General features: G+C 65.4%; 16 protein-coding genes. 9 read left to right on the top strand and 7 right to left on the bottom strand.

Going from position 1 to position 16,000, the window contains the following annotated elements; translation table 11 throughout:
- Positions 1 to 26: 26 nt before the first annotated feature.
- Positions 27 to 1,280 (top strand): ATP-binding protein, encoded by a 1,254-nt coding sequence (locus tag ACSU1L_RS15710; RefSeq protein WP_439256423.1) that lies wholly within the window; start codon positions 27 to 29, stop codon positions 1,278 to 1,280.
- A 150-nt stretch (positions 1,281 to 1,430) separates the two neighbouring features.
- Here the strand turns inward: ACSU1L_RS15710 and ACSU1L_RS15705 are convergent, their stop codons facing one another.
- Positions 1,431 to 2,054 (bottom strand): dihydrofolate reductase family protein, encoded by a 624-nt coding sequence (locus ACSU1L_RS15705; RefSeq protein ID WP_439256422.1) that lies wholly within the window; start codon positions 2,052 to 2,054, stop codon positions 1,431 to 1,433.
- Positions 2,055 to 2,265: 211 nt separating this feature from the next.
- On the opposite strand from ACSU1L_RS15705, the gene ACSU1L_RS15700 reads away from it, so the two are divergent.
- Together ACSU1L_RS15700 and ACSU1L_RS15695 are read left to right on the top strand one after the other, a co-directional pair.
- Positions 2,266 to 3,525, top strand: coding sequence for a sensor histidine kinase (locus tag ACSU1L_RS15700; RefSeq protein WP_439256421.1), 1,260 nt, complete (start codon positions 2,266 to 2,268; stop codon positions 3,523 to 3,525).
- Complete coding sequence (locus ACSU1L_RS15695; RefSeq protein WP_439256420.1) at positions 3,522 to 4,199, top strand: response regulator; 678 nt, start codon at positions 3,522 to 3,524, stop codon at positions 4,197 to 4,199. Before ACSU1L_RS15700 ends, ACSU1L_RS15695 begins: the two co-directional genes overlap by 4 nt.
- A gap of 120 nt (positions 4,200 to 4,319) precedes the next feature.
- Here ACSU1L_RS15695 and ACSU1L_RS15690 read toward each other — a convergent pair whose 3' ends face one another.
- Positions 4,320 to 4,892 (bottom strand): NADPH-dependent FMN reductase, encoded by a 573-nt coding sequence (locus ACSU1L_RS15690; protein ID WP_438252738.1) that lies wholly within the window; start codon positions 4,890 to 4,892, stop codon positions 4,320 to 4,322.
- A gap of 173 nt (positions 4,893 to 5,065) precedes the next feature.
- Here ACSU1L_RS15690 and purS point away from each other — a divergent pair, with 173 nt between their 5' ends.
- Both purS and purQ read left to right on the top strand, forming a co-directional pair.
- Positions 5,066 to 5,314, top strand: a complete 249-nt coding sequence (gene purS / locus ACSU1L_RS15685; protein WP_439256486.1) for a phosphoribosylformylglycinamidine synthase subunit PurS — start codon at positions 5,066 to 5,068, stop codon at positions 5,312 to 5,314.
- Positions 5,311 to 6,018: a phosphoribosylformylglycinamidine synthase subunit PurQ gene (gene purQ / locus ACSU1L_RS15680; protein WP_439256419.1), complete on the top strand. Its 708-nt coding sequence runs from the start codon at positions 5,311 to 5,313 to the stop codon at positions 6,016 to 6,018. Before purS ends, purQ begins: the two co-directional genes overlap by 4 nt.
- 132 nt (positions 6,019 to 6,150) lie before the next feature.
- Here purQ and ACSU1L_RS15675 read toward each other — a convergent pair whose 3' ends face one another.
- Positions 6,151 to 6,579 (bottom strand): DUF1761 domain-containing protein, encoded by a 429-nt coding sequence (locus ACSU1L_RS15675; protein WP_439256418.1) that lies wholly within the window; start codon positions 6,577 to 6,579, stop codon positions 6,151 to 6,153.
- 106 nt (positions 6,580 to 6,685) lie between these two features.
- On the opposite strand from ACSU1L_RS15675, the gene ACSU1L_RS15670 reads away from it, so the two are divergent.
- The 3 genes from ACSU1L_RS15670 (at position 6,686) to ACSU1L_RS15660 (ending at position 10,454) form a co-directional block, all read left to right on the top strand.
- Positions 6,686 to 7,612 carry a 2-hydroxyacid dehydrogenase gene (locus ACSU1L_RS15670; protein WP_439256417.1) on the top strand — a complete coding sequence of 309 codons (927 nt, stop codon included), beginning with the start codon at positions 6,686 to 6,688 and terminating at the stop codon, positions 7,610 to 7,612.
- Positions 7,613 to 7,775: 163 nt separating this feature from the next.
- Positions 7,776 to 9,434 carry a glycoside hydrolase family 13 protein gene (locus ACSU1L_RS15665; protein ID WP_439256416.1) on the top strand — a complete coding sequence of 553 codons (1,659 nt, stop codon included), beginning with the start codon at positions 7,776 to 7,778 and terminating at the stop codon, positions 9,432 to 9,434.
- 9 nt (positions 9,435 to 9,443) lie between these two features.
- The gene (locus ACSU1L_RS15660) at positions 9,444 to 10,454 is read left to right on the top strand and encodes a LacI family DNA-binding transcriptional regulator (protein ID WP_439256415.1); all 1,011 of its coding nucleotides are present in this window, start codon (positions 9,444 to 9,446) and stop codon (positions 10,452 to 10,454) included.
- Between the two features lie 22 nt (positions 10,455 to 10,476).
- On the opposite strand, the gene ACSU1L_RS15655 is transcribed toward ACSU1L_RS15660, so the two are convergent.
- The gene (locus ACSU1L_RS15655; RefSeq protein WP_439256414.1) at positions 10,477 to 11,976 is read right to left on the bottom strand and encodes a SulP family inorganic anion transporter; all 1,500 of its coding nucleotides are present in this window, start codon (positions 11,974 to 11,976) and stop codon (positions 10,477 to 10,479) included.
- Between the two features lie 143 nt (positions 11,977 to 12,119).
- On the opposite strand from ACSU1L_RS15655, the gene ACSU1L_RS15650 reads away from it, so the two are divergent.
- Positions 12,120 to 13,334, top strand: coding sequence for an amidohydrolase (locus ACSU1L_RS15650; RefSeq protein WP_439256413.1), 1,215 nt, complete (start codon positions 12,120 to 12,122; stop codon positions 13,332 to 13,334).
- Here the strand turns inward: ACSU1L_RS15650 and ACSU1L_RS15645 are convergent.
- The 3 genes from ACSU1L_RS15645 to ACSU1L_RS15635 form a co-directional block, all read right to left on the bottom strand.
- Positions 13,331 to 14,026, bottom strand: a complete 696-nt coding sequence (locus ACSU1L_RS15645; RefSeq protein ID WP_438252729.1) for a GTP pyrophosphokinase — start codon at positions 14,024 to 14,026, stop codon at positions 13,331 to 13,333. The two genes, ACSU1L_RS15650 and ACSU1L_RS15645, sit on opposite strands and share 4 nt — an antisense overlap.
- 149 nt (positions 14,027 to 14,175) lie before the next feature.
- Positions 14,176 to 15,564 carry a tripartite tricarboxylate transporter permease gene (locus tag ACSU1L_RS15640; protein ID WP_438252728.1) on the bottom strand — a complete coding sequence of 463 codons (1,389 nt, stop codon included), beginning with the start codon at positions 15,562 to 15,564 and terminating at the stop codon, positions 14,176 to 14,178.
- Positions 15,564 to 15,998, bottom strand: coding sequence for a hypothetical protein (locus tag ACSU1L_RS15635; protein WP_438252727.1), 435 nt, complete (start codon positions 15,996 to 15,998; stop codon positions 15,564 to 15,566). Before ACSU1L_RS15635 ends, ACSU1L_RS15640 begins: the two co-directional genes overlap by 1 nt.
- Between the last annotated feature and the right edge of the window lie 2 nt (positions 15,999 to 16,000).

Below are 16,000 nucleotides of genomic sequence, written 5' to 3'. Positions count from 1 at the left end.
GAATCGACAAAGTGTAGAGTTCGATCATGGTCGCATATCGGAACCGCGTCGTAGACGCCGAGCTGGATCGGCGAATGTCCGCTATGGGCGCGATACTCATCGATGGCCCCAAGGCCGTCGGAAAGACGGCGACCGCCTCTCAACTCGCTCGAACCGTAGTGCGCATCGACACGGATCGTGCTGCTCGCGCAGTGCTGGAGGTGCACCCCGCGCAACTCTTCACTGCTCCGACGCCAATCCTCTTCGACGAATGGCAGGAGCGACCGGAACTCTGGAATCTGGTGCGACGAGCAGTCGACGACCACTCGGACAAAGGCCTCTACCTGCTCACCGGCTCAGCGCGACCTCGCGACACTGCGCCAATGCATTCCGGTGCAGGCCGCATCGGTCGCCTGCGCATGCGTCCGATGTCGCTGTTCGAGACTGGACATTCCAGCGGCGAAGTCAGCCTCGCCGCTCTCCTACAAGGAGATACACCTGCTGGCTCGCCGACTGATCTGACCGTTCCCGAGATCATCGAGAGGATGGTCATCGGCGGGTGGCCGGCACTCCTCGACCAAGACGAGCCAGAGGCTCGAGCGTGGATGGAGGACTACCTTCGAACGGTCGCAGAGATCGACGTGCCAGGGCTCGGGCCTCGAAGGAATCCGGGCAACGTGATGCGGCTGCTCGCGGCGCTCGGTCGTGCAACCGGTACACCCACGAAAGGCACGGTCCTCGAGGGCGAAGTCGGAGGTGCGCGCGGACCGATCGCAACCGAGACACTGTCGAACTACCTCGATGCGCTAAACCGGCTGATGTTGGTCGAGCCGCTGCCAGCTTGGCGCCCGCACATGCGCTCTCGAAGCAGGCTGCGCGCATCGGCTGTGCAACATTTCGTCGATCCATCGATCGGCATAGCTGCCCTGGGCGTCGGCGCCCGTGAGTTGCTCGCCGATCTGGAAGGCGCCGGACTGCACTTCGAGTCGCTGGCTCTGCGCGACCTACGCATCTACTCGCAGGCATTGAACGCCACCCTGTCCTCCTGGCGAGATTCCCAGACCGGCGCCGAGATCGACATGATCCTCGAATTACCCGACGGGAACTGGGCGGCCGTCGAAGTCAAGATGGGCGAAGTCGCCGCCGATGCCGCCGCCGCGTCCCTGCTACATTTCGCAGGCAAGGTCGATACGAGTCGCCACGGGGATCCGTCAGCCCTAATCGTGATCACCGCGGGACGGTTCACCTACCGGCGTCCCGACGGCGTTCTGGTCGTTCCGATCACTGCTCTCGGCCCCTGAGTTGCACGCCGCAACTCAGTGAGAGCTGGCCGGCTTCGACTCGCGGGGGCCCGCACTGAGCGAGTGGAGCGGGTCGAAGCGTCGCTCAACGACCCGCAGGACTGGGCGGGCAACGGCGTGCGGGACTGTGCTGGGCGACGGGAGGCAGAATCACTCCCCCATGACGCCGGTGCGCACCGGACCAGGAGCGGTCGCGTAGCGCAGACTCACTGCTCCGTTCTCGCCAACCTCAGCACCGAGCAGCGTCAGATTCGCGGCGGCAGAGCCGTCTGGAAACACCTTCTTGCCCCGACCGAGCACGACCGGATACACCCACAGTTGCAGCTCGTCGAAGAACTGCTCGGCGAGCAGTGTCTGCACGAGGTCGATACTGCCGATCACGTGCACGTCGCGGTGACTTTCGCGCAGCGCGGCGAGTTCGGTCCTGAGGTCTGCGCCGACCCGCGAACTGCCCTGCCATTCCAGATCGATGTCTGCGTCGTGCGAGGCGACGTACTTCGGAACGCGATCGAACAGTTGCCCGATCCAGCCCTCCGGGCCCGTCGTGTGGCGCGGCCAGTATGACGCGAACAGATCGTAAGTGCGCCGGCCAAGCAACAGCGCGTCGAGCGTCGACATCCCCTCCATCACCCATTTTCCGACGGCCGCGTCGGGAACTCCGGCCTGCCAGCCGCCGAAGGGAAAGCCATCCGAGGCGTCCTCCTCCGGCCCACCCGGAGCTTGGGCGACTCCGTCAAGGGTGGCGAACAGATCGATGATGATGCGACCAGTCATGATGCGCCGCCCTGTTCAGCGGCGAGGCCCTTCGCGAGGACCGCATCGGAGGTGGGGATGATAACGAAGATCTTCGTAGACATACTGGCTCCTTTGTCGTATCGATTCTTCAAGCTTGCGAACAACAACCGCGCTTTTCAATAGCAAATAGCGGCGGCGAGTCCGTCGTGCGGCGGATGTCCCGGCATCCGCTTGCCCGTACCGTGGAAGTATGTCCGCATCATCACGCGCGCTGACCGCGCGCCAACGACAGTCCGACCTGCTGCTGGCCGGCGTCGTGTTCGTCGCCGGCATCATTAGCGCCGCGCTGTCGGCGGTCTCCGGACTGTACGGCGAAGAGCAGGCACCACTGTGGCAGGCGATTGTTTACCTGCTCGTGCTCGCGCTTCCGCTCGCCGCGCGCCGCATCTGGCCTGCTCAGGTCGCGGTCATCGTCTCAGTCGCGTACTTCTTCGCCGCGACATTGCGCGTGCCGGAGATGTATGCCGGAAACATCGCGATGTTCATCGGGCTGTACACGGTGGGTGCGTGGATGGCCAACCGCCGTGCGGCGATGATCGTGCGGGTGTCGATCATCGTCGGCATGTTCATCTGGCTGATGATCACGATGTACCGTGACGCGATCGACACCGCCAACGAAGAGGAGATCGTCGCGGGGGCGATGTCGCCGTACCTCGCCTTCATGATGCTGCAGCTGTTGGTGAACGTGCTCTACTTCGGCGGCGCCTACTACTTCGGAGAGCACGCTTGGAAGGCCGCAATGCAGCGTCAGTCCCTCGAGCAGCGCACAGAAGACCTGGAACGCGAGCGCGAGGTCACTGCGGCGCAGGCGGTGGCGCTCGATCGCGTCCGCATCGCGCGCGAGCTTCATGACGTCGTCGCGCACCATGTATCGGTGATGGGCGTGCAGGCAGGGGCCGCGCGCATGGTCCTCGATCAGGATCCCGCTCGGTCGAAGCAGATCCTTTCCAGCGTCGAAGAATCGGCGCGCGAAGCCATCAGCGAGTTGAGACACCTCCTGGAGACCCTGCGGTCGAACGGCGACGACGAAGATGCTGCGTCCACCGTCTCGCTCGCCGACATCGCGCAACTCGTCGCGGCGTCGAATGGCGCAGGACTCCCGACCGAATACACGGTCATCGGCGAAGAACGGCCAGTGCCGTCAGTCGTGCAGGTAAACCTCTATCGAATCGCACAGGAGTCACTCACCAACGCCCGCCGCCATGCGGGCATCGGAGCTACGGCCGACGTGCGTCTGCGCTACACCGCGACCGGCGTCGAGCTCGAAGTGGTGAACACCGGCCGGCCAGTGCTCGCGCCCCGGCCGGGAATGGGACAGCTGGGCATGCGCGAGCGCACCCTGGCCTCGGGTGGCACGATTGAATCTGTACCTCGCGAGCGTGGAGGCTGGCGCGTGCGCGTGCAGATTCCGCTGGCCGCACACGCTGAACTGGCTGGAGCCGCCGCATGACCGACCCGATCCGCGTTCTCCTCGTCGACGATCACGCGATGCTGCGCGCCGGATTCCGCACCATCCTCGACATCCAGCCCGACATCACCGTGGTCGGCGAAGCATCGACCGGCGCCGAAGCGGTGACTGCGGCATCCACTCTGCACCCGGATGTCATCTGCATGGATGTACAGATGCCCGACATGGATGGCATCGAGGCGACCAGACGGATCATCTCCGATCCGAACGTGCACGCCGCGATCGCGATCGTGACGACTTTCGATCGCGATGACTATCTGTTCAGCGCTCTGGATGCTGGCGCGAGCGGTTTCCTGTTGAAGAACGGCGGCCCGGAGGATCTGGTCGCCGCGGTGCGCGTGCTCGCCGCAGGCGACGGGATGCTGGCACCAGAGGTGACCAGGCGTGTCGTGCAGCGGTATGCGACGGCCTCGACGGGGGACGGAGCTGTGGCCACGGCATCCGCCCCTTCACTCGATCTCATCGAGCCGCTTACCGAGCGTGAGGCAGAAGTTCTCGCGCTCCTGTCCGAAGCGATGAGCAATGCAGAGATCGCGACAGCACTGTTCATCGGTGAAGCGACGGTGAAGACCCACGTCTCACGCGTGCTGCAGAAGATCGGTGCCCGCGATCGGGTGCAGGCGGTGGTGCTGGCGCTGCGGCATGGGTTGGCGTGAACCTTACATTCGGTATTTCGAGACCTCACTGAGACCGACGTACTGGAGTTCGACGCATGCGAGAAAACGACGGATGCCCCGCAGCACGAGGCTGCAGGGCATCCGATCAAGCAAGAATGCTTAGGAGTTCACGAGCTCCGCGGAGTGCTGCACGCGGTTGATGAGGCCGTTGAACGCCTCGAGGTAGCCGACGAGGAAACCAGCGGTCGAGTCATCCGTGACCTGGCCCTCTTCGGTGAACAGGCCCGGGCGGTCCTGGATGAAGCCCTCAGGCTGGCCCATCGTGATTGCGCTGAAGTGACCGAGGATCGCGCGCAGGTGCTGCTGGGCCGCTGCGGTTGCGACACCGGATCCGGAGGTGCCGATGACGGCGACGGGCTTGCCGTAGAACGACATGTCGCCGTAGGGGCGGGTCGACCAGTCCAGGGCGTTCTTCAGCACGCCGGGGATAGAGCGGCTGTACTCGGGGGTGACGATGATGACGCCGTCGACGTCGGCGATGGCCTTCTTGTACTCGGTGGCCACCTCCGGGAAGTTGCCGTCGAAGTCCGGCGAGTAGAAGGGGAGGTCCTTGATCGGGATCTCGACAAGTTCCGTGCCCTCAGGAGCGAGATTCGCGAGAACGCGCGCAAGGCGGCGGTTGATGGAGGCGCTGGAGATGCTGCCGACGATGTAGCCGATAGTGCGAGTCACAGGTGTTTCCTTCTGTTCGGGCTCAGCTGAGCCGATTGCGGTCTGCCGGTGTCAACGACCGACGCGTCGATTCTATTCCGACGCATGCAATCACTTCCCTGGGAGCACAGAGCGGATGCTACGAGGACACTAGACTGGGCATGCCCGCCTTCCCGCGACATCCGGAGCCGTTCATGCCCACCATCGTCGTCGACGTCATGCCCAAGTCCGAACTGCTCGACCCGCAGGGAAAGGCCGTCTCGGGTGCGTTTGCACGTCTGGGCGTCACCGCCTTCAGCGACGTGCGCATCGGCAAGCGCTTCGAACTCACCGTCGACGGTGAGGTCACCGACGCTGTGCTCGCCGAGGCCGAGAAGATCGCAGCAGACGTGCTCTCCAACTCGGTGATCGAGGACGTCGTCGGTATCGAGGTCGTCGAGTGACCGTCCGCATCGGGGTCATCACCTGGCCCGGGTCGCTGGATGACCGCGACGCCCAGCGCGCCGTACGCCTCGCCGGCGCCGAGCCCGTTGCGCTCTGGCACGGTTCGCACGATCTCGAAAGCGTCGACGCTCTCGTCCTGCCCGGCGGTTTCAGCTACGGCGACTACCTGCGCTCCGGCGCCATCGCCGCGCTGTCGCCGATCATGGCCGAGGTGAAGGATGCCGCCGCGAAGGGCATGCCCGTGCTCGGAATCTGCAACGGATTCCAGATGCTCGTCGAGGCGCACCTGCTGCCCGGCGGCCTCATCCGCAATGAGCACCAGAGCTTCGTGCGCCGCGATCAGAAGCTCATCGTCGAAGACACCGGCTCCGCCTGGACGAACGAGTTCACGCAGGGCCAGGAGATCATCATCCCGCTGAAGAACGGCGAGGGCGGCTACATCGCCAACGACGAGACGCTCGACCGCCTGGAGGGTGAAGGTCTGGTGGCGTTCCGCTACGCCGGGGTCAACCCGAACGGCTCGCTGCGCGATATCGCCGGCGTGCGCAACGAGGCGGGCAACGTTGTCGGCCTCATGCCGCACCCCGAGCACGCCACCGAGGCGGGCTTCGGCCCGAACACGGCTCAGGCCATGCGCTCGGGCATCGACGGTCTGGCGTTCTTCACGAGCGCCATCGCCGCCGTCAGCCGCGTAGCCGCGTAGCCTTTCCCCGCCCGGGGCGGATGCCGCGGCATCCATCTGTTACATCCGTCGGAGACTGTTACATCCGTCGGACCTTTTTCCACAAAGAGTCCGACAGGTGCAACACCCTCCTGCAGACGTAACGCGCCAGAACTAGCCGAGAACCGGCGGCCAGACTCCGATGATCACGGCCATGATCACCACGGTGACCAGTTCGTGCGCGATGTTCAGCGTCGTCAGCTGAGTGGGGCGACCTTCGAAGGCGTCGTGCGTGATGAAACGGGCGGCGGTGAATCCCGCCCACAGCAGGATGGCCGTGACGACGGCCGCGCTGAAGAATGACCCCTCGTAGAAGTGCCAGGCGATGGCGGATGCTCCGGCAAGAACCCCTGCCGTCATGAAGCTCACGAGAACTGTGGTGATGATCGGCCACAGGGCGCTCTTGGCAGAGCCTTCGATGTCGACATTCGCCAGCCGCGCCCAGCGGGTGCCGAACACCTTCGGGGTGTACCAGATCGACCCGACGATCATGCTCGAGAGCATGGCCAGCAGCACCGCCCAGTAGTTGATCTCCGGAATCATGACTCCTCCTTGAGAATCTGCGCGACCGAGCGTCGCCGTTGTGGCCGAGGCTACTCCCCTGCCCGGTCACGATCGATAGGCCCTCCGCGGTCGATAGGCTCAGAGTGTGAATCTCTTCGTCACCGTCCCCACCGCCCGCCTGGCCGAGAACATCGGCACGCTGCCCGAGGGCGTGGAGCTCGAGGTCTGGGATATGCACTCCCCAGCGCCGCGCGAGCGCATCGATCTGGCGGTTTCTCCGTACATGGGCAGCTCGAAGGTACTCGGCAACCTCGAGGGCCTCGACATCGGACTCGTGCAGAGCCAGTCGATCGGATACGACGGGGTCGCCGATGTCCTGCCTGCGGGGATGCCTTTCGCCAACGCCGCAAGCGTGCACGAGGCATCCACCGCTGAGCTCGCACTCGCCCTCACGCTGGCCGCGCAGCGGCAGTTCCCCCGGTTCGTGCTCGCGCAGCAGCAGGGCGAGTGGTCACCGGTATTCGCGGAGAGCCTGGCCGACCGCAAGGTACTGCTGGTCGGATTCGGCGGCGTCGGCGAAGCCATCGCGCTGCGCTTGGAGCCGTTCGAGGTTGAGCTGACGGTAGTCGCGCGCACCGCCCGACCGGTGTGGCACGAGCGCCTGGGCCGCGTGCAGGTGCATGCGATCGATGAGCTCGAGACGCTGGTCGCAGATGCGGAGATCGTCATTCTGACCCTCCCCGGAGGCGCGGCAACGCATCATCTGTTCGACGAGCGGATGCTCGCACGCATGCCCGACGGCGCGCTTCTGGTCAACGTAGGCCGCGGCACCCTCATCGACACCGATGCACTGGTGCGCGAGGGCGGCCGCATCCGTGCAGCCCTCGACGTCATCGATCCGGAACCGATCCCGGCGGGGCATCCGCTCTGGAAGACCGACGGCGCCCTCATCTCACCGCACGTGGGCGGAGCATCCACTGCCATGAATCCGCGCATCGCGCGTTTGATCCGCAAGCAGGTCGAGCGGATGCTGCGCGGCGAGGCCCCGGTCAACGTCGTGATCGGCAGCTGACACCGGCACGGATGCAGGTCCGATTCACGGATGCAGAGGCATTTCACGGCGTGTCGCCCTGCGCCCGTACGATCGCCCTGCAAGTGTGCCGGAGGGCAGGATCACCGAACCGATTCGATCGGCGCTCTAGCGCATCTGTAAGCGCTTGCAGTAGGCTCGTCGCATGACAGAGCTTGAGCAGTCCGCGGCGCCCGGTTCCGAGTGGTGGCGCAGCGCCGTTATCTATCAGATCTATCCCCGGTCATTCGCTGACGCGTCCGGCGACGGAATCGGCGACCTTCCCGGCATCACCGGCCGGCTGGACTCGTTGCAGGAACTCGGCATCGACGCCATCTGGCTGAGCCCGTTCATGACGAGTCCGCAGAAGGATGCCGGTTACGACGTCACCGACTACCGCGACGTCGACCCACTCTTCGGCACCCTCGCCGACTTCGACGCGATGCTCGCCGCAGCTCACGCCCGCGGCATCCGCGTCATCGTCGACCTGGTCCCGAATCACTCCTCCGACCAGCACGTCTGGTTCCAGGCGGCTTTGAAGGCGGCCCCCGGCAGCCCCGAGCGCGCGCGGTATGTCTTCCGCGACGGCAAGGGCGAGAACGGCGAACTGCCCCCGAACAACTGGGAGAGCGTCTTCGGCGGCGGCATGTGGGAGCGTGTCACCGAGGCCGACGGCACGCCCGGCCAGTGGTACCTGCACATCTTCGATGCGACCCAGCCCGACTTCGACTGGACCAACGAAGAGGTGCGCGAGGAGTTCCGTGGCGTGCTGCGCTTCTGGCTCGACCGCGGTGTCGACGGCTTCCGCGTTGATGTCGCCCACGGCATGATCAAGGCTGACGGCCTGCCCGACTACACGCCTCCGGCGGACGCCGGCTCGATGGGCGGCGTGGACGACGTGCCCTACTGGGGTCAGGACGGCGTGCACGACATCTACCGCGACTGGCACAAGGTGCTCGCCGAGTACGACGGCGATCGCGCCCTGTGCGGCGAGGCTTGGCTGCCCACGCTCGAGCAGACCGCCCTCTGGGTGCGGCCGGACGAGATGCACCAGACCTTCAACTTCCCGTACATGATGACCGAGTGGGATGCCGAGCGCATCCGCAGCGTCATCAGAGAGTCGCTCGAGCAGTTCGGCGACGTCGGGGCACCCAGCACCTGGGTGCTGTCCAACCACGACGTCATCCGCCACGCTTCGCGTCTGGCACTGACCGCCGACAGCCCGCAGGGCGATGGCATCGGCCCGCTCTCCGCCGGCAAGCCTGACCAGGCGACCGGGCTTGCCCGCGCGCGCGCCGCGACCACCGTCATGCTTGCCCTGCCGGGTTCGTCCTACCTCTACCAGGGCGAAGAGCTGGGTCTTCCCGAGGCGATGGAGATCCCGGACGAGTTCCGACAGGACCCGACCTGGTTCCGTACGAACGGCGAGCGCTACGGCCGTGACGGCTGCCGCGTACCGATCCCGTGGGAAGCGAATGCCCCGGCCTTCGGCTTCAACGAGACCGGTGGCTCCTGGCTGCCGCAGCCGGACGAGTGGGCCCGTTTCGCCCGCGACGTCGAGGAGGCGGATGCCGGATCCACCCTCAACCTGTACAAGCAGTTGCTGCGCCTGCGCCGCGAAAGCGCGCTCGGCACCGGCTCGATGGTGTGGGAAGACCTCGGAGCGGATGCTGTCGCATTCCGCCGCCGCGACCTGCATGTGGTGGCGAACCTCGGTTCCGCTCCGCTCGAGCTCGGCGAAGGCGTGACCTTCGTCGCGCAGAGCCAGGCGTTCGAGGGGACCGCGGTGCCCACCGACACCGCAGCCTGGTACCGGAAGGCCTGACCGCCGCACATGGTCGGCATCGATGAGGTCGCGCAACTCGCCGGAGTATCAACGGCGACGGTTTCGCGCGCCCTCAGCGGTCGCGGCTATGTGTCGGCGGCATCCCGCGAGAGAGTCCACGTGGCCGCGCAGAAGCTCGGCTACGTGGTCTCCTCGCGGGCATCCAGTCTCGCGTCGGGGCGCACGCGCAACATCGGCGTGGTCGTCCCGTTCCTGGACCGCTGGTTCTTCAGCACGGTCCTGTCGGGGGTATCCAGCGCGTTGATGCGGCAGGGCTACGACATCACGCTCTACAACATCACCGCAGACAGGGATGTTCGTCGGAGCGTTTTCGAAACCGCCCTGAGACGTCAACGCGTGGATGCTGTGATCGCCGTGTCGATCGAGCTGAACGACGAAGAGACCGACCGGATGCTCGCACTCGGGTTGCCGATCATCGCCATCGGCGGCCCCAATCCGAAGCTCGACACGCTCAGCGTGGACGACCTCGCGGTTGCACAGCTTGCGACCGAGCATCTGCTGAGCCTCGGGCACACCGCGATCGCGCACATCGGGGCGAACCCGGAGTTCGATATCGACTTTCACATTCCGACCAACCGTCGGCTCGGTTTCGAGAAGGCACTGGCGGATGCCGGAGTCGCTCTGAAACCAGAGTTCCTGGAGCCGGCGGACTTCACCGTGGACGGTGGCTACCGCGCCTGCAAGCAGTTGCTCGGGCGTCCGGGGCCGCGCCCGACCGCGGTGTTCGCTGCATCCGATGAGATGGCCATCGGTGCCCTTTTGGCAGCCCGTGATCTCGGGTTCCGCGTACCGGAAGATCTCTCGATCATCGGCATCGATGGTCACGAGCTCGGGGCGTTCTTCGGTCTGACAACGGTCGATCAGTTCCCGCTGGGCCAGGGTGAACGGGCGGCTGACGCCGTGCTCACAAAGCTCGCAGCCGATGCGGCAGCGCCCGCCCAAGAGCACGAGGAACTGCCGTTCGAGCTCATCGTGCGCGGGACGACCGCCCGGGTCTGAAGCGGCGCGGTCCTGGCTGCGGCTACGCCGCCGGGAACCCACCGCTCAACCGGCCGTGGAAGACTCCGGTCGCATCGTTCATACCGACGAGCTCGACCTGCTTGTCGAGTCGGGCGTACTTCGTCACGATGGCATCCAGAGCCGCGACCGTCGAAGCATCCCAGATGTGAGAGCGCGACATGTCGATGATGATGCGGCCCGGGTCATCGGTGTACTCGAACTGGGTGGTCAGGTCGTTGCTCGATGCGAAGAACAGCGCCCCGTCGACCACGTAGTGTGCGCGGTCTTCGTCAATCGTGCGGGTGACCGAGACGACGTGCGCGACGCGGCGGACGAACAGCACAGAGGCGACGATGACCCCGGCGACGACGCCGATGGCGAGGTTCTCGGTCAGCACGACCATCACGACGGTCGAGACCATCACGATCGTCTCGCTCTTGGGCATGCGCTTCAGTGTCGAGGGGCGGATGCTGTGCCAGTCGAAGGTCGCAACGCACACCATGATCATCACGGCGACCAGGGCCGCCATCGGGATGATCGCGACGATGTCACCGAGGGTGACGACCAGGACGAGCAGGAACACGCCCGCGCAGAACGTCGATATCCGCGTCCTGGCACCGGACACCTTCACGTTGATCATCGTCTGCCCGATCATCGCGCAGCCACCCATGCCGCCCAGGAAACCGGACAGCATGTTCGCCACGCCCTGCCCCCATGCCTCGCGCGTCTTCCGCGAGTGCGTATCGGTGATCTCATCGACGAGCTTCGCGGTCATGAGCGATTCCAGAAGCCCGACCAGCGCCATTCCCAGCGAGAACGGGGCGATGATCGCGAACGTCTCCCAGGTGAGCGGAACATTTGGGAGGAACAGCTCGGGAAGGCTCCGCGGCAATTCGCCCTCGTCGCCGACGGTGGGAACATCCAGCGCGAACACGACGACGACCGCGGTGATCAGAACGATCGACACCAGCGGACCCGGGATGACCTTGGTGATGCGCGGCATGAGGACCATGATCGCGATTCCTGCCGCGACGAGCGGATACACCAGCCATGGCACATCGATCAGGTGCGGAAGCTGCGCAATGAAGACGAGGATCGCGAGTGCGTTGACGAATCCGACCATGACGCTGCGCGGGATGAAGCGCATGAGCTTGGCGACGCCGAGTACCGCGAGCAGCACCTGGAAGATGCCCGCGAGGATGACGGTCGCGATGAAGTAGTCCATCCCGTGCTCGCGCATCACCGGGGCGATGACCAGAGCGACGGCGCCGGTGGCAGCGCTGATCATGGCCGGGCGTCCGCCGACGAACGCGATTGACACGGCCATCACGAACGCCGAGAACAGGCCGACCTTCGGGTCGACTCCGGCGATGATCGAGAACGCGATCGCTTCGGGGATGAGAGCAAGTCCCACAACGAGTCCGGCGAGCACTTCCCGGGTCAGCAGTCGCGGGCTCTTCAGCGCGTCGAGCACAGACGGATTCGCACGGTAACGGGCACGGTCGTCAGCGGTTGTGGTCATGAAGACTCCAGGGGTGATTGCCCGGAAGGGGGCGGCTTCCACCCTAGCTCGGAGCCCTAGCTCGGAGCCCTAGCCTGCTGCCCTCGCCCGAGGCGGGCTCAGGACACCGTGAACTGCGCGCGGAGCGCCGATAAGCTCAGCCCATGAGCATCGACCTCGAATCGCTGTACATCGACCTCCACCGGCATCCCGAACTGTCGTTCCAGGAAACGCGCACCGCCGGCATCGCCGCCGGCCACCTGCGCGATCTCGGGCTCGAAGTCGAAGAGGGCGTGGGCATTACCGGTGTTGTCGCGCTGCTGCGCAACGGCGACGGACCTGTCGTCTGGATGCGCGCCGATATGGATGCACTGCCCGTCCAAGAGCAGACCGGGCTGGCCTATGCCAGCACCGCGACCGGAATCGATCCAGCCGGAAACACGGTCCCCGTCATGCACGCGTGCGGCCACGACATGCATGTGACCGCGATGATCGGCGCCGTGGAGCAGCTGGTCGCAACTCGCGGCGAGTGGTCGGGAACCGTTGTCGTCGTCATGCAGCCCGCCGAGGAGTACGGCGCCGGTGCGCGGGCGATGCTGGATGCTGGCATCCTCGACCGCTATCCGAAGCCCGACATCGTGCTCGGCCAGCACGTCACTCCCCTCGCCGCCGGCATCATCGGCGTTCGCAGCGGCACACAGATGGCAGCATCCGACGGCCTCACCGTGACGCTGCACGGCCGTGGTGGGCACGGATCCCGACCGCACACGACTGTCGACCCCGTGGTGATGGCTGCCGCCACCGTCATGCGACTGCAGACGATCGCCTCCCGGGAGACCGATCCGCAGGATGTCGCGGTCGTTACGGTCGGCTCGATCCACGCCGGGCTAAAGAACAACATCATCCCCGCCGAGGCGGCGCTCGAGCTCAGTCTGCGCTACCCAAACGACGAGGCACGGGCGCGTGTGCTCGCGAGCGTGGAGCGAATCGTCCGGGCCGAGGCCCTGGCATCCGGAGCCGAGCGCGAACCCGAGATCCGCACCGACCACGTCCTGCCGCCCACCATCAACGACGTGGATGCTGTGACGCGGGTCACCGCAGCGTTGAAGCGCACGCTCGGCGAAGCCGCCGTGATCGACCCGGGGATGATCACCGGCAGCGAGGATGTGTCGTGGTTCGCGCGCGATGCCGGCGCACCGCTGGTCTTCTGGTTCTGGGGAGGCATCGACCCCGCGACGTTCGCCGCGGCGGTCGCCAGCGACTCGGTCGCCCAGACCATTCCCACCAACCACTCCCCGTTCTTCGCGCCGGAGATTCACCCGACGATCGAGGTCGGCGTCACCGCGCTGGCCACCGCTGCCCGGGAATTCCTCGACTAAACCTGCACGGTTCTCGGCGGCGGCGCTGGCAATTCCCGCTGCTGCACGCCGTGCGCTTCGCGGTGTAGGCGCTCCATCTTCACATCGAGCTCGCTCGCGGCCTCGGCCGCATCGGTCAGGCTGTCGACGAGATGCGCAGGCACCTGCTTGGCGAACTTGTAATAGATCTTGTGTTCCAAGCTCGCCCAGAAGTCCATCGCGATCGTACGGAACTGCACCTCGACCGGAACTAAAAGCGGTCCGGTCGATAGGAACACGGGCACTTCGAGAATCGCGTGCAGACTCCGGTAGCCGTTCGCCTTCGGCTTGGCGATGTAGTCCTTCACGACACGAATGGTGATGTCATCCTGTGCAGCGAGCAGGTCGAACAGCCGGTACACGTCTGCGACGAAGCTACAGGTCACGCGAACACCGGCGATATCGGTGATCTCTTCACGGATGCGGGCGAAGTCCGGGTCGTCGATTCCCCTGCGGGCGATCTTCTCGACAATGCTGTCGGGGCTCTTCAGCCGCGTCTTGACGTGCTCGATCGGGTTGTAGGCGTGATCGTGGGTGAACTCATCCTGCAGAATCGAGATCTTCGTCTCGACCTCGCGGATGCCGAACTCGTACTCCCGTAGGAACCGCTGAAACTCGTCACGGAGCTCCTTCACGTGGCCCAGGTCGGCCTCGGTCACATCGACGCTCGTCATAACCCCGACGTTACGCGTCCGCGTTCAGAACGCGCTGTGCGTTTCGCTCTCGGCGGATGCTGGAGCATCTAAGCCCGTGCCCGTAGAACTACACGCGAAGAAGCCGCCACCCCTGCGGGTGACGGCTTCTTCGTCGAACGCTCCTGCGATCAGCCCGCGAGCAGCCCGGCGATCGCCGGCACGGTGAGCACGGCCACGTAGTAGCCCATGAATTGAACGCCGGTGTGCACCTGGAACAGCTTGTTCAGCAGCCCGCCGACAAGACCGATCGTGAGGGCCACCAGCAGCGCGATGATCCCACCCTCGTAGAGGCAGATCACGGCGATGAGACCGGCGAATGCGCCGATGATGGCCTCATGCGAGACCTTCTTCATGATCCAGGACGCCGCGCGGTGGGCCTGCGTCATCGCGAACGGGTAGGTGATGATCATGGCGATCAGCACCGCGGCGAGCCCGAAGAAGAGGAACTCCCAAGCTCCGAGCATGTTGTGCAGGTTGTTCGTCTCGCCCGTCTCGGCATTGATCGTGTACACCGGCGGTGCATTGAACAGCGGGTTCGCAGGACCTGCGGCCATCGGCGACAGCGGCAGGCCGATCGCGATCAGCGGGATCAGCGTCTCGGCGATGTAGGTGGATTCCGTCGTGCCGTTCTTCACCGCCATCATCGTCGTCAGACGGCGATACCCGTTCTTGATGCGTCCACCGAATGCCTCACCCATCAGCACCGTCATCGCCACAGGCGAAATCACGAAGGTTGCGCTGGAGATCACCGCAGCCCCGGCCGTGCTGGCCAGCTGGCCGCGATCGAGCACGCGCATCGGGTTCGGCATCCGCCCCTTCCAGGTGCGCACATCAGGCGCGAGGTCGAATGAGCGCGGTGCATCGCGCTTCATCAGCACGCGGCCGGCCGGCGTCGAAGCCAGGACGAGGTCCGCGATGAGCGGGCCGATTGCGATGCCGAGGAAGAAGCTGATCGACAGGCTCTTGCCGAGAATTTCGGAGGAGAAGCCCTGCAGACCGACGACGATCAGCACGAACGGCACCAGCGCGATCAGCGCACCCCAGCGTCCCTTCGAGAGCACCGCGATGAGCACAGTCGCTGCCAAGAAGAGCCAGGGGGCCACCGAGCTGATCGCCGCGGAGAACGGCGTGAGGATCCAGGCGAAGAACACGGCCAAAGGAACGGCGATGATCGCGGCGACCACACCACCGGAGATGGCTTTGCGCAGAGCGATGTGCGGCACGCCCAGCTCCCTGAGCATCTGCGCATCGCGCAGCAACGGGGCGGCAAGCGTGTCACCCGGTATGCCCAACAGGGTTGTGGGAATGGCGTGCGTGATGTGCTTGGCCGCGATAGCTGCCATGAAGAACGCGAAAACACCGGCCGGCGGAACGCCGAGCAGGATGACCAGAAGCGTCAGCGGGGCGATCGTCGCCGTCTCATCCGTTCCGGAGACCAGGCCGATGAGCGCGAAGATGACGGTGCCGAGCACTGCCATGCCCAAGGCCCACAGGGTGGGTTCAAGGAAGGTTTCCATCACACCACCTCCCCGGCTGCGAGCTTGCGCTGGTTCTTCTCATGCTGGGCGCGCAGGTCGTCATACAACCCGAGCTCCTTGACCTCGGCGAGTGTCGCTCTCGGGAGTTCGTCTGGGTCACCGAGAGGGCCGAGCTCGGCTTCGATGGAGTCCATCGCAGCTTCGCGAGATCCGGTGGGAGCCTCCCCGATGCTGACGATGCGCTTGGGCTTGAATAGGCGTGCCGCGATCACTGCTGCGAGCACGCAGGCGGCCAGCCCGGTCACCAGTGCGTAGGAGCCGCCGAGCGCATCTCCGCCGGTGAGCTCTGCGAAGCCCCACTCTGCGACGAGGAAGACCGGCACGGCGATGCCGACACCGAGTCCGATCGAGGCGAGAAGGTGCTTGCTATCGACGGTGTCGCCCCACACCTCCAGGAGTTGTCTTTCTGACAAGG

It is taken from the genome of Microbacterium sp. A94, assembly GCF_051842855.1.
GTDB lineage: Bacteria > Actinomycetota > Actinomycetes > Actinomycetales > Microbacteriaceae > Microbacterium.
The sequence above is the reverse complement of the archived record's forward strand: the minus strand, read 5'-3'. Positions and strand labels throughout refer to the sequence as shown.

Bases quoted from the DNA above. Each gene is read 5' to 3' on its own strand.
- ACSU1L_RS15645 (WP_438252729.1), bottom strand. From the start codon at position 14,026: ATGACGAGCGTCGATGTGACCGAGGCCGACCTGGGCCACGTGAAGGAG.
- ACSU1L_RS15675 (WP_439256418.1), bottom strand. From the start codon at position 6,579: ATGATTCCGGAGATCAACTACTGGGCGGTGCTGCTGGCCATGCTCTCG.
- ACSU1L_RS15705 (WP_439256422.1), bottom strand. From the start codon at position 2,054: ATGACTGGTCGCATCATCATCGATCTGTTCGCCACCCTTGACGGAGTC.
- ACSU1L_RS15640 (WP_438252728.1), bottom strand. From the start codon at position 15,564: ATGGAAACCTTCCTTGAACCCACCCTGTGGGCCTTGGGCATGGCAGTG.
- purS (WP_439256486.1), top strand. From the start codon at position 5,066: ATGCCCACCATCGTCGTCGACGTCATGCCCAAGTCCGAACTGCTCGAC.
- ACSU1L_RS15695 (WP_439256420.1), top strand. From the start codon at position 3,522: ATGACCGACCCGATCCGCGTTCTCCTCGTCGACGATCACGCGATGCTG.
- ACSU1L_RS15700 (WP_439256421.1), top strand. From the start codon at position 2,266: ATGTCCGCATCATCACGCGCGCTGACCGCGCGCCAACGACAGTCCGAC.
- ACSU1L_RS15650 (WP_439256413.1), top strand. From the start codon at position 12,120: ATGAGCATCGACCTCGAATCGCTGTACATCGACCTCCACCGGCATCCC.
- ACSU1L_RS15655 (WP_439256414.1), bottom strand. From the start codon at position 11,976: ATGACCACAACCGCTGACGACCGTGCCCGTTACCGTGCGAATCCGTCT.
- ACSU1L_RS15710 (WP_439256423.1), top strand. From the start codon at position 27: ATGGTCGCATATCGGAACCGCGTCGTAGACGCCGAGCTGGATCGGCGA.
- ACSU1L_RS15665 (WP_439256416.1), top strand. From the start codon at position 7,776: ATGACAGAGCTTGAGCAGTCCGCGGCGCCCGGTTCCGAGTGGTGGCGC.
- ACSU1L_RS15660 (WP_439256415.1), top strand. From the start codon at position 9,444: ATGGTCGGCATCGATGAGGTCGCGCAACTCGCCGGAGTATCAACGGCG.